This is a genomic window from Streptomyces sp. NPDC056347 (assembly GCF_042262625.1).
Taxonomy (GTDB): Bacteria; Actinomycetota; Actinomycetes; order Streptomycetales; family Streptomycetaceae; genus Streptomyces.
This window is the reverse complement of record NZ_JBHJQP010000075.1, coordinates 1-12374: the sequence shown is the minus strand read 5'-3', so window position 1 is coordinate 12374 and position 12374 is coordinate 1. Positions and strand designations below refer to the sequence as shown.

Here is a 12374-nt window from a genome sequence, read left to right as displayed (position 1 = left end):
CGGTGCACCGGATGGGTGGTGGCGGGACCGGTCCGGAAGGGTGTACCGGACCGGTCCGCCGGGTGTGGCTGGTGGTACGTGCGCGGGGCGCGGGGTGTTACGAGAGGGAGGCGATCGTCTCGCGGACCTTGGCGTTGATCTCGGCCGGGATCGGCGCGTAGCCGGCCTCGGTGAGGAGCTTCTGGCCCTCGTCGCTGGCGGTGTAGTTCAGGAAGGACTTGACCGTCGGGAGGGTCTCGGCCTTGTTGCCCTTGTCACAGACGATCTCGTACGTGACCAGGACGATCGGGTACGCGCCCTCGGCCTTGGTCGTGTAGTCGAGCTCCAGCGACAGGTCCTTGCCGGTGCCCGTGATCTTGGCGGCGGCGATGGCCTTGGAGGCGTTCTCCGAGGTGGCCTTGACCGGGGCGGAGCCGCCGGTGGCGATGTCGACGGTGGAGATCGACTGCGAGGTGGCGTAGCTCAGCTCGAAGTAGCCGATCGCGCCGTCGACCTGCTTCACCTGGGCGGCGACACCGGAGGAGCCGGACGCGGCCTGGCCCTTGGGGGCCGGCCACTTCTTCTCGGCCTCGTACTTCCAGTCGCTCGGGGCCGCGGCGCCGAGGTACTTGCCGAGGTTCTGCGTGGTGCCGGAGTCCTCGGAGCGGTGGAAGGGCTGGATCGCCTTGTCCGGAAGCTTGGCGCCGCTGTTCAGCTTGGCGATCGCCTGGTCGTTCCACTTCGTGATCTTGCCGTCGAAGATCTTGGCGAGGGTGGGGGCGTCCAGCACGAGGCTGTCGACACCCTCCAGGTGGTAACCGATGGCGATCGGGCCGCCGACCATCGGGAGGCCGATGCCCTGGCCGCCCTTGCAGATCTTCTTCGACTCGGCGACCTCTTCCGGCTTCAGCGGGGAGTCGGAGCCGGCGAAGCCGACGGTGCCCTGGTTGAAGGCGACGATGCCCTCACCCGAGGAGGAGGACTTGTAGTTGATCTCGACGCCGTCGCAGCCGGCCATGTAGTTCTTGGCCCAGACGTCCATGGCGTTCTTCTGCGCGCTGGAGCCGGAGGCGGGCAGCTGACCCTTGGCGTCGTCACACTTGATGTTCGACGCGGCGCTGGTCTTCCCACCGTTGCCGCCGGTCGAGCCGCCGCTGTTGTCGTCAGAACCGCACGCCGTGAGGACCAGGGCGCCGGAGACGGCGAGGGCACCGAGCGCGGTGGCACGAAGCCGGTTCTTGCGCTGAAGCTTCACTTTCGGGTGTTCCTTCCAGGAGCCGCCGAGGTCTTGTTGGTTCTCACGACGGCGTGCGTTGGGTGGGGTGCTGGGCTGTCGCGCCGTGCACCGTGCACTGACGAAGTTAGGCAGAACAGGTGAAGCGGCCTACGGGGGAGAGTGAACGGGAGGTGAACCGTGCAGGACGGTGCGGTTCCGGCCGGGTCAGGGGCCGGGCGTGTCCGCCAGGGCCGCGAGCAGGGCGTCCAGCAGCTCCCGGTCGCGCTCCTGGGTGAGGCGGGTCCGGGCCGCCGCCGGGGCGAGCCAGCGGACCGCGTCGACCTCGTCGCCGGGCAGGAAGGAGCCGCCCGTCGCCTCGGCCGCCCAGTAGAGGACCTCCTTGGGGCGGCCGCCCACGGTGTAGTGGACCGCGGGCAGCGCGGCGCCGGGCACACAGCTCTGCCCGGTCTCCTCCATGACCTCGCGCCGGGCCCCGTCCAGCGCCGCCTCGCCGCGCTTCAGCTTGCCCTTGGGGTGCGACCAGTCGCCGTAACGGGGCCGGTGCACGAGGCAGACCTCCAGGCCGCCGGAGTCCGTGCGCCGCCACAGCACGCATCCGGCGGCGCGCACGGGCTTCCCGTTCTTGTGCGTCGCCCTCCCGTTCCCGGCGCGCGCCGGCTTCCCGTCGCCGCTCATGGCGCGGTCGCGGCCGCCACGGCGTACGGCCAGCTCGTCCGGAACATCCCGCGGGCCGCCTCCACCGCATGGCGCTGGTCCGCGTGGAGCACCCCCAGGGCGTACGCGGTGGCCGGGGCGATCCGCGGGGTGCGGGCCGCCGAGGCCGCCGCGGCGGCCGCCTCCGAGGCGTCCCGGTGCAGATCGAGCGCCCGCCCCGGCGCGGCCAGCAGCGGATCGGGGGCGCCCCGCACCACCTCGTGGGCGTACCGGTGGAGCCGCAGGAGGAGCCGGGCGCGCTGCCAGGGCGCGTCCTGCGCCTCGTTGTACGGCTCGGCCGCCCGGCCCGAGGGGAGCGCCGCCACCGTGTCCCGCAGCTGCTGCTCGGCCCGGTCGGCGGGGCCGTGCAGCATCTCCCCGGCCGGGGCCGCGGCCGCCGCGGCGAGCGGCACCTCCGAGGCGAGCAGCGCCACGGCGTCGGCGACCGCGTGGAAGCGGGAGGAGCCCAGCGCCTGGAGGGCGGCGGAGTGGGCCCGGGTCCGGGCGAGGGTCAGCTGGCGTTCCAGGAGCGCCCCGGCGCGGGCGGCGCCGACGCCGAGGGCGGCGCGTTCCTTGTCCGGGGCCGCGTCGGCGCCCGTGCGGGCGGCGGGCAGCTGCGCGCCGGACAGGAGGTGCAGCGCGTCCAGGAGCCGGGTGAGCCGGGTCGCGTAGGCGTGTTCCCGGGCCAGGGTGCCCGACAGCCAGGCCAGTTCCGTACGGAGCTGCTCGGCCCAGGCGGTGTCCAGGGCCGCGCGGAAGGTGTGCAGGGTGCCGCCGATCCGGCGCGCGGAGCGGCGCAGTGCGTCCGTGGCCTCCTCGGCGCCCTGGGCGCCGGCGTCCGTGGGGGCGCTGTTCTCGCGGTGCAGGCGCAGGCTGCGCAGGAATTCGGCGGCCTGTTCCTGAAGGTAGGGCGCGAGAACGGCGCCCGCCGTAAGGTCCGCCTGGGTCGTCGTCTGGTCATGGCGTCGCACGCCGGCGCCTCCGGGCGTCAATGAGCATTTCCTGTACGTGCCGCAGCGGCCGGCCGTCCGCGTCCGTGGCGTGCCGGGTCCAGTTCCCGTCGGGACCCAGGTGCCAGGAGGAGGTGGTGTCGGCCATGCCGGTCTCCAGGAGACGGCTGAGCGCGGCGCGATGGGCGGGGTCGGTGACCCGGACCAGTGCTTCGATCCGGCGGTCGAGGTTGCGGTGCATCATGTCGGCGCTGCCGAACCACACTTCGGGTTCGCCGCCGTTGCCGAAGGCGAAGACCCGGGAGTGCTCCAGGAAGCGGCCCAGGACCGAGCGGACCCGGATGTTCTCGGAGAGGCCGGGGACGCCGGGGCGGATCGCGCAGATGCCGCGTACCCAGATGTCCACCGGCACTCCGGCCATGGCGGCCCGGTAGCAGGCGTCGATGACCGCCTCGTCGACCATCGAGTTGACCTTGATGCGGACGTAGGCGGTGCGCCCGGCCCGCTGGTGGGTGATCTCCTTGTCTATCCGGGCGATCAGCCCGTCCCGCAGGGATCTCGGGGCGACCAGGAGGCGGCGGTAGGTCTCGCGGCGGGAGTAGCCGGAGAGCCGGTTGAAGAGGTCGGAGAGGTCCGCGCCGACCTGCGGGTCGGCGGTCAGCAGCCCGAGGTCCTCGTAGAGCCGGGCCGTCTTGGGGTGGTAGTTGCCGGTGCCGACGTGGGAGTAGCGGCGCAGGGTGTCGCCCTCCTGGCGGACGACGAGCGAGAGCTTGCAGTGGGTCTTGAGGCCGACGAGACCGTAGACGACGTGGCAGCCCGCCTCCTCCAGCTTGCGGGCCCACTTGATGTTGGCCTGCTCGTCGAACCGGGCCTTGATCTCCACGAGGACCAGGACCTGCTTGCCGGACTCGGCGGCGTCGATCAGCGCGTCCACGATCGGGGAGTCGCCGGAGGTCCGGTAGAGGGTCTGTTTGATCGCGAGGACGTCGGGGTCGCCCGCGGCCTGCTCCAGGAAGGCCTGTACGGAGGTGGAGAACGAGTCGTACGGGTGGTGCAGGAGCACGTCGCGTTCGCGCAGCGCGGCGAAGACGTCGGGGGCGGAGGCGGACTCGACCTCGGCGAGGTCGCGGTGGGTGCCCGCGACGAACTTGGGGTACTTCAGCTCGGGCCGGTCCAGCGAGGCGATGCCGAAGAGCCCGGTCAGGTCGAGCGGGCCGGGCAGCGGGTAGACCTCGGCGTCGGACACCTTCAGCTCGCGGACCAGCAGGTCGAGGACGTACGGGTCGATGGACTCCTCGACCTCCAGGCGGACCGGCGGGCCGAAGCGGCGCCGCATGAGCTCCTTCTCCAGGGCCTGGAGCAGGTTCTCCGCGTCGTCCTCCTCGACCTCCAGGTCCTCGTTCCGGGTGACCCGGAACATGTGGTGGTCGAGGACCTCCATGCCGGGGAAGAGCTCTTCGAGGTGCGCGGCGATGACGTCCTCTATGGGCACGTACCGCTGCGGCGACGCCTCCAGGAAGCGGGTCAGCAGCGGCGGCACCTTGACCCGGGCGAAGTGGCGGTGGCCGCTGACCGGGTTGCGTACGACGACGGCGAGGTTGAGCGAGAGACCCGAGATGTACGGGAAGGGGTGCGCCGGGTCGACGGCGAGCGGGGTCAGTACGGGGAAGACGCGCTGGCGGAAGAAGGTGAACAGGCGGGCCTGCTCCTTCTCGGTCAGCTCGGGCCAGCGGATCAGCTGGATGCCCTCGTCGGACAGGGCGGGGGCCACGTCCTGCTGGTAGCAGGCGGCGTGCCGGGCCATGAGCTCGCGCGAGCGGGTCCAGATCAGGTCGAGGACCTCGCGGGGCTGGAGCCCGGAGGCGGACCGGGTGGCGACACCGGTGGCGATGCGGCGCTTCAGTCCGGCGACCCGGACCATGAAGAACTCGTCCAGGTTCGAGGCGAAGATCGCCAGGAAGTTGGCCCGTTCGAGGAGCGGGGTCGCCGGGTCCTCGGCCAGTTCGAGTACGCGTTCGTTGAACGCGAGCCAGCTGCGCTCCCGGTCCAGGAAGCGGCCCTGCGGCAGCTCGTCGCCGTCGACGTCGGGCTCGTACGCGTCGGCGTCCGCGTCTATGTCGGGGTCGAGGTCGGCCGCGGTGGACAGGGCGGCCCCGTCGGACGCGGCGGCGAGGGCGCGCGGCCGGTGGGCGGCGAGCGAGCCGACCGACGGCTGGGCCGGCTGCGTGGCGGACTGGACCGGTACCTCGGAGCTGGGCTGCGGGCTCATGGCCCCATTCTTCCGCGCGGACGGCTCCGCGGGCGCGTCGGAAGGGGGGAGGTTCGCGGGGTTCGCGGGGGCCGTGGGGGACGGGAGGGTGGTTTCGCCCGTACGTCCCTTGCCGGAGGTTCTCCCGTTGCCGGGGTTTCTCCCATTGCGGGGGGTCGGCACAGCTGGCTGCATTGTCAGAGGTTCGCAAGCCCGTCTGAATGGCCGGTAACGGCGACATGACGTGCAGGAAGCGGTGTGCGGTGCTGTACGGGCACCACGGGGTGCCCGTACAGCGGCCCGGTCAGGCGTGCAGGCCGCGCAGCACCCGGAACGCGAGGGCGACGGCGAGGGCCGCCAGGGCGAGCAGGATGCCGGTCTCGACGAGCTGGAGCGGCCAGAAGTGCGAGAGGGGGTGGTGGTCGACGTACGAGACGGCGCCCTTGCAGGCGGCGGGTTCGCCGGAGCCCCCGCAGACCGTCGGGTCCAGGGGCTTCCCGGCGGCGGTGAGCGTTCCCGAGTCGACCGCCCAGGACGTGTCGTGTCCGGACCAGCTGTCCTCGGTGGACCGGACGGTCGGCCAGAGGTACTCGCGTACCCGGTTCAGGATCAACGTCAGCGGGCCGTACGCGACCACGGTCGCGATCATCGCCGGGAAGGTGCGCCGCAGCAGCAGCCCGGCCAGCGCGCCGAGGGCCAGCATGCACAGGGTGTAGCCGACCGGGACGGTGCCCATGGCGCCGTACACGTCGCGTTCGTACACGTCCAGCGGGTAGTCCGTGCTCCCGGCCCGGGACCTGGCCCAGGCGAACACGGCGGAGAGGACGGAGACCCCGGCCACCGTCGCCGCGGCCGGAACCACGAGCCTGGCCGCCAGCCAGTGCGCGGGCGGGACGCCCTGGGTCCAGGACAGCCGGAACGTGCCGTTCTCCAGCTCCCGGGCGATCAGCGGACCGGCCACGAACACGCCCACGAGCGCGGGCAGCAGCATCATGACCACCCCGGCGTACCGGAGCAGCCGGTAGGAGCGGAGCTCGACGTCGAGGAAGTCGCGGACGGTGATACCGCAGCCGCGGGTCGTGTGGGCGACCGAGCAGCCGGTGCCCGCGAAGGTGTCGGTGGCGGACGCCGTCCACAGCTGGGTGGCGATCACGGCGGCGATCCCGGCGAGCGCGAGCGCGCCGACGATCCACAGGGCCGTGCGGTGCAGACGTACGGTGACCCGGACCGGGCCGCGCAGGGCGGGCGTGCTCATCGGGCCGCCACCTCCTCGGCGGGCGCCGCGCTCGGCGTCAGCAGGGCGGGCACCTTCGGCGACCGCAGGTGCGCGAGCAGCAGTTCCTCCAGCGAAGGCTCGGTGGCCTCCCAGACGCCCGTGTCCACGGGGCCCTCCGTCCGTACCAGGGTGGTCTGCATCCGTCCCGCGGTGCGGGACTCGACGGCGGTGTGCGGGGCGGTGTCCCGTACCGGGCCGGTGAGCACGGTGTGCGCGGCGAGCAGGTCGTCGGTCTCGCCGCCGAGGCGGACCCGGCCGCCGTCGACGAGCAGCACGTAGTCGCAGGCGCCCTCCAGCTCGGTGAGGAGGTGCGAGGACATCACGAGGGTGGTGCCGTGCTCGGCGGTCTCGGCCATCAGGGCGCCCATCAGTTCGTGGCGGGCGAGCGGGTCGACGTCGGCCATCGGCTCGTCCAGCAGGATCAGCGCGGGCCGCTTGCCGAGCGCCAGGGCCAGGGCGAGGCGGGCGCGCTGGCCGCCGGAGAGCTGCCGGACCCGGGTCCGGCGCGGAAGGTCCCCGGCTATGTGCTCGGCGGCCTCCCGGTCCCAGCCGTCGGGGTTCAGCTCGGCCCCGGCCCGGAGCATCGCCTCCACCGTCAACTGCGGGTACAGCGGCTTGTCCTGGGCCACGAAGGCGATCCGGGTACGCGCCTCGGCGGGCGTACCGCCCAGCACGCGCACCGACCCCGTCGTGGGCCGCAGTAGCCCGGCCGCGAGGGCGAGCAGGGTGGACTTGCCCGCGCCGTTGGGCCCGACGAGCGCGCACACCCGGCCGGCGGGCAGCCGGAACGAGCAGTCCCGGAGCACCCACTTCCCGTCCCCGCCCCGGTACTTCACACCAAGGCCGTCGGCCTCGATCGCAACGCCTGTCATCAGGCTCGGTCCCCCTCGAAAGTGCTGTCCAGTACGGCGGTGAAGAGTGCGCTCACGTCGTCCTTCTCCAGCCCGGCCGCGCGGGCCCGGCGGGTCCAGTCGGCGAGTTCGGCGCGCAGCGGCGCGTCGTCGGCGGCCGCCGCGCCGCCGAGGCTCCGGGTGACGAAGGTGCCGAGCCCGCGCCGCCCCTCGACGAGGCCCTCGCGTTCCAGCTCCCGGTACGCCTTGAGCACGGTGTTCGGATTGATGGCGGTGGCTTCGACGACCTCGCGCGCGGTGGGCAGGCGGTCACCGGGGCCCAGCAGGCCGAGGCGGAGCGCCTGCTTGGTCTGCTGGACGATCTGGAGGTACGTGGCGACGCCGCTGCGCCGGTCGATGCGGTATTCGACCGCTGCGGACTCTGCCATGTTCACCCTTTCACTAATTGAGTAGTGAAAGGGTGACGTAAGAAGGGGGCGGCGTCAAGCGACGCCGCCCCCGGGGGAACTGAGCCGTGCTCAGGACTCCGTGCGGTACATCAGGTCCACCTCGTGGGTGGTGAAGCCCATCCGCTCGTACACCGCCAGGGCCGCCTTGTTGTCCGCGTCCACGTAGAGCATCGCGGTCGGCAGCCCCTCGGCCGCCAGGTGGCGCAGTCCGATCGCGGTGAGCGCCTTGCCGAGGCCGCCGCCCTGGGCGTCGGGCCGGATGCCGACCACGTACACCTCGCCGAGCCCCTCCTCCGCGTGCACCTTCGTCCAGTGGAAGCCGATCAGCTCACCGTCCCGCTCGGCCAGGAAGAAGCCCTTCGGGTCGAACCACGGCTCCGCCTTGCGGTCGTCCAGGTCGCGCTGGGTCAGCGAGCCCTGCTCCGGGTGGTGGGCGAAGGCGTCGCGGTTCACCGCCAGCCAGGCCGCGTCGTCCTCACCGGGCACGAAGGTGCGTACGGTGACACCCGGCGGCAGCACCGGCTCCGCGATGTCCAGCGAGGTCAACGGGCGGCGCAGCTGGCGCAGTTCGCGGAAGAGCGAGAGGCCGAGCACCTGCGCGAGATGGCGCGCCGCGGACTTCCCGCCGTGCGCCCAGACCCGCAGCCGCTTGCCCGTGGTGGCGAGCAGGGCCGCGCCCAGCGCCCGCCCGTGGCCCTGCCCCCGGTACGACGGATGCACGACCAGCTCGGCGGCCGGGGCCTCCACGGGGTCGGTGTCCTCCAGCTGGGCGTAGCCGACCAGGTCCGGCCCGCTGGTCAGCAGCAGATGCCGGACCCCCGTGCGCCGGCCGCCCCGCAGCTGGAGCCGCCCCTGCTCGGACACGGCCTGCCTGCCGTCGGACCGGGCCGCCTCGGCGAGCAGTTCGGATACGGCCTCCGCGTCCTCGGGGGAGAGCACGTCGAGGGTACGGATCTCACGGCCGGGTGCGGGAAGAGCTGCGTCAGTCGTCATGGCTACGAGCGTACGGCGACCGCACCCGTGCCGGGCGGCCCCGGCGGGCGAGGGCCGGGCCCGGTTCAGCCGACCGGACCGGACTCCCCGCCCAGCGCGCGCAGGGCCGCCGCCGTGAACGCGTCGCACGGGTAGAACAGCTCGATCGCCAGTTCCGACAGCGTGACGTCGGCCGGGGCGCCGAAGGTCGCCATCGTGCTGAACATCGACAGCTCGCCCTGCGGGGTACGGATGCGCAGCGGCACCTGGATCGGGCCGGGCACCGCCGTCCCGGCCGCCGGGCCGGGGCCGGTCTCCTCCTCGGCCGCCGCCGGTACGGGGTAGCCGGACACCTCCTCGTACAGCTCGCGCAGCTCCCCGTCCCCGGTGGCGTGGACCTGGCGGAGCAGCCGTTCGAGGAAGAGGCCGCGGATCTGGACCGGGTTGGCCAGCCGGGAGGACAGCCCGTCGGGGTGCAGGACCAGCCGGAACACGTTCGGCCGGGGCGTCAGCAGGTGGGGCGGTATGCCGTCCATGAGCAGGGCCATCGGGCCGTTGCCCGTCACCACGTTCCAGCAGCGGTCGACGACCACCGCCGGGTACGGCTGGTGCGCCGTCAGCATCGCGTCGAGCGCGGCGCCGACCGAGGCCATGTACGGGGCGTCGAGGCCGCTCTCCCGGTACGCCGGTGCGTAGTCGGCGGCCAGCAGCAGGGTGTTGCGCTCCCGCAGCGGGATGTCCAGGGCGACGGCCAGGCGCAGCAGCATCTCCCGGCTCGGGCGGGCGCGGCCGGTCTCCACGCAGGACAGGTGGCGGGCGGAGCTGTCCGCCAGCAGGGCGAGATCGAGCTGGCTGAACCTGCGGCGGCGCCGCCACTCCCGGAGCAGGACGCCGACTCGGGACGGGGACGGCTGTGCGCTCTTCATGCCGGGGAGCGTAGCCGCGCCGCCGTCGTACGGGCCATGACCTCAAAGGTCATTGAGTCCGTGACCCGGCGACTGCCACCGTCTGCGGCAACAGGCACCGTCTGCGGCGACTGCCACCGTCCGCGGCAACAGGCACCGTCCGCAGCAACAGACGCCGGAAGACGACAGCGCAGGAACGACGACAGCGCAGGAACGACGATGACGAAGGAGGCCGCAGCCATGCCCGTCCCGCCCACCGCGAACCACCGCCCCGCCACCCCCGCATCCCCCGCATCCCCCGCCACCCCTTTCTCCTCCTCGGACCGGCTGCTGCGTACCGCGCTGCGTGTCGACGGCTGGAGCACCACCGCCTTCGGCGTCGTCATGCTCGCCGGCTCCCCGTGGCTCGACGGGCCGCTCGGACTGCCGGCCCTGTGGTCCGTACTGCTCGGGCTCGTCATGCCGGTGGGCGGGGCCGCGCTGCTGTTCCTGGCCGCCCGGCCCCGTATCGCCGCGGGCCTCGCCGCCGCGGTCGTCGTCGGCAACACGGCCTGCGCCGCCGCGATGCTCCTGGTCGCCTTCGCGGACGTGCTGCCGCTCACCGGCGCGGGCGTCGTCTTCATGGTGTCGGGGGCGCTGGCGGTCGCGGTCTTCGCCGAGCTGGAGCTGATCGGCCTGCGCCGCTCCGTACGTACGGGACGTAACGGACGTACCGCGCTCGCCGTCTGACGCCGGGCCGACCGCGGCCCGGCGCGGGAGCGGGTCGGTGCCGGTCCGGCGGCGCACCACATGGCAACCAGTTCGTAACCCGGGAAACCTGTCGCGCTACGCGCGTTGACCCTAGGCTGCGCACGAAGTCTCCGGACTTGTCACAAATCGAAAACCTCCCGCTGAGAATCACAAGGGGACCGATGTCAGCGACACCGCAGAAGAACCGCGCGTCCCGGCGGGTGCTCGCCGCCGCGGCCGGGCTCGCCACCGTGGGCGCGCTCGTCGCCGCGATGCCGGCCGGCGCCCAGGAGCACCCCGGCAAGGGCAACGGCAAGGGCCAGGGCCCCACCGTCGACGTGCAGCTGCTGTCCTTCAACGACCTGCACGGAAACCTTGAGCCCCCGGCCGGCTCGGCGGGCACGGTCAACGAGATCCAGGCCGACGGCACCGTCAAGGCCGTCCCGGCCGGTGGCGTCGAGTACCTCGCGTCCTCGCTGCGCACCGCCCGCCAGGGCCACCCGTACTCGATCACCGCGGCGGGCGGCGACATGGTGGGCGCGAGCCCGCTGCTCTCCGGTCTCTTCCACGACGAGCCCACCATCGAGGCGCTCAACAAGATCGACCTGGACGTCACCAGCGTCGGCAACCACGAGTTCGACGAGGGCGCCACCGAGCTGGGCCGCCTCCAGAACGGCGGCTGCCACCCGGTCGAGGGCTGCTACGAGAAGGGCAAGAAGTTCCAGGGCGCGGACTTCCCCTACCTCGCCGCCAACGTGACGAACGAGAAGTCCGGCAAGCCGATCCTCAAGCCGTACACGGTGTGGAAGAAGAACGGCGTCAAGATCGGTTTCATCGGAGTGACCCTGGAGGGCACCCCGAACATCGTCACGGCCAACGGCGTCAAGGGCCTGAAGTTCCACGACGAGGTCGAGACGATCAACAAGTACGCCAAGGAGCTGGACCGCCAGGGCGTCAAGTCCATCGTCGCGCTGATCCACGAGGGCGGCGCCCCGGCCTCCTCCTCGTACAACTACGACTGCGACAGCGACGGCCCCGGCGACGGCATCTCCGGCCCGATCACCGACATCGCCAAGGGCATCTCGCCCAAGGTGGACGCCCTGGTCACGGGCCACACCCACCAGGCGTACGTCTGCACCGTCCCGGACCCGGCGGGCAACCCGCGCCTGGTCACCTCGGCGTCCTCCTTCGGCAAGCTCTACACCGAGACGACGCTCACCTACGACCGCCGTACCAAGGACATCGTCCGTACGTCGGTGAAGTCGGCCGGTGCCAAGAACCCGAAGTCGGCCAACCACATCGTCAGCCGTGACCAGTCCAAGGCCAACGACATGACGGCCCTGATCGCGCGCTGGAACGCTCTCGCGGCCCCGATCTCGAACCGCCCGCAGGGCTTCATCACCGCCGACATCAACGGCCGTGGCTCCAACGCCTACGAGAAGCCGCTCGGCGACCTGATCGCCGACGCCCAGCTGGAGGGCCTGGCCCCGGCGGACAAGGGCGGCGCGGTCGTCGCGTTCATGAACCCGGGCGGCATCCGCGCCGACCTGGTGTACAAGGCGAGCGCCGCCGAGGGCGACGGCGTGGTGACGTACGGGGAGTCCTTCACCGTGCAGCCGTTCACCAACATGATGAACGTCGTCGACCTGACCGGTGCCCAGCTGGTCGCCGCACTCAAGCAGCAGGTCAGCGGCTCCAACGAGGCCAGCCCGAAGATCCTCCAGATCTCCAAGGGGCTGACCTACACCCTGGACATGACGAAGTCCGGCGCGGACCGCGTGGTCGCCGACACCATCAAGCTGAACGGTGAGGCGATCGACCCGGCCAAGACCTACCGCGTCGCGATGAACGAGTTCCTGGCGGGCGGCGGCGACGGCTTCGCGGCCCTCGGCGAGGGCACGAACAAGCTGGTCGGCGCCTCCGACCTGGACGTGTTCAACGCCTACCTGGCGGCCCACTCCACGGCCGACGCCCCGCTGGCCCCGCCGGCGGCCGACCGCATCACGGTCGTCCAGTAGTACGACCAGTAGTACGACCAGTAGTACGACCCGTACCCGGTCGAGCGGGGCGGTGGGCCGACGGGCC

At 72.3% G+C, this 12374-nt stretch carries 11 protein-coding genes; 2 read left to right on the top strand and 9 right to left on the bottom strand.

Annotated features, from left to right (window positions below; translation table 11 throughout):
* Nucleotides 1-97: 97 nt before the first annotated feature.
* From pstS to ACFCV8_RS18895, 9 genes are all read right to left on the bottom strand, one after another.
* Entirely contained in the window at nt 98-1234 is a 1137-nt protein-coding gene (gene pstS / locus ACFCV8_RS18935; protein ID WP_376686505.1) for a phosphate ABC transporter substrate-binding protein PstS, read from the bottom strand.
* Between the two features lie 186 nt (nt 1235-1420).
* On the bottom strand, nt 1421-1891 hold the full coding sequence (locus ACFCV8_RS18930) for an NUDIX hydrolase (RefSeq protein ID WP_376686504.1): 471 nt from the start codon (nt 1889-1891) through the stop codon (nt 1421-1423).
* A complete protein-coding gene (locus tag ACFCV8_RS18925; RefSeq protein ID WP_376686503.1) occupies nt 1888-2880 on the bottom strand; it encodes a CHAD domain-containing protein in 993 nt (330 codons plus the stop codon). Before ACFCV8_RS18925 ends, ACFCV8_RS18930 begins: the two co-directional genes overlap by 4 nt.
* Nucleotides 2867-5128, bottom strand: a complete 2262-nt coding sequence (locus ACFCV8_RS18920) for an RNA degradosome polyphosphate kinase (protein ID WP_376686502.1) — start codon at nt 5126-5128, stop codon at nt 2867-2869. Before ACFCV8_RS18920 ends, ACFCV8_RS18925 begins: the two co-directional genes overlap by 14 nt.
* Nucleotides 5129-5411: 283 nt before the next feature.
* Entirely contained in the window at nt 5412-6362 is a 951-nt protein-coding gene (locus ACFCV8_RS18915; protein ID WP_376686501.1) for an ABC transporter permease, read from the bottom strand.
* On the bottom strand, nt 6359-7255 hold the full coding sequence (locus ACFCV8_RS18910) for an ATP-binding cassette domain-containing protein (RefSeq protein ID WP_376686500.1): 897 nt from the start codon (nt 7253-7255) through the stop codon (nt 6359-6361). The genes ACFCV8_RS18915 and ACFCV8_RS18910 overlap by 4 nt, the downstream gene beginning before the upstream one ends.
* Complete coding sequence (locus ACFCV8_RS18905; protein ID WP_376686499.1) at nt 7255-7662, bottom strand: GntR family transcriptional regulator; 408 nt, start codon at nt 7660-7662, stop codon at nt 7255-7257. The genes ACFCV8_RS18910 and ACFCV8_RS18905 overlap by 1 nt, the downstream gene beginning before the upstream one ends.
* Before the next feature lie 90 nt (nt 7663-7752).
* Nucleotides 7753-8676, bottom strand: a complete 924-nt coding sequence (gene mshD / locus ACFCV8_RS18900; protein WP_376686498.1) for a mycothiol synthase — start codon at nt 8674-8676, stop codon at nt 7753-7755.
* 65 nt (nt 8677-8741) lie between these two features.
* Complete coding sequence (locus ACFCV8_RS18895; RefSeq protein ID WP_376686497.1) at nt 8742-9581, bottom strand: helix-turn-helix domain-containing protein; 840 nt, start codon at nt 9579-9581, stop codon at nt 8742-8744.
* A 198-nt stretch (nt 9582-9779) separates the two neighbouring features.
* On the opposite strand from ACFCV8_RS18895, the gene ACFCV8_RS18890 reads away from it, so the two are divergent.
* Together ACFCV8_RS18890 and ACFCV8_RS18885 are read left to right on the top strand one after the other, a co-directional pair.
* Nucleotides 9780-10289 carry a hypothetical protein gene (locus ACFCV8_RS18890; protein ID WP_376686496.1) on the top strand — a complete coding sequence of 170 codons (510 nt, stop codon included), beginning with the start codon at nt 9780-9782 and terminating at the stop codon, nt 10287-10289.
* A 182-nt stretch (nt 10290-10471) separates the two neighbouring features.
* Nucleotides 10472-12307 (top strand): bifunctional metallophosphatase/5'-nucleotidase, encoded by a 1836-nt coding sequence (locus tag ACFCV8_RS18885; RefSeq protein WP_376686495.1) that lies wholly within the window; start codon nt 10472-10474, stop codon nt 12305-12307.
* Nucleotides 12308-12374 lie beyond the last annotated feature (67 nt).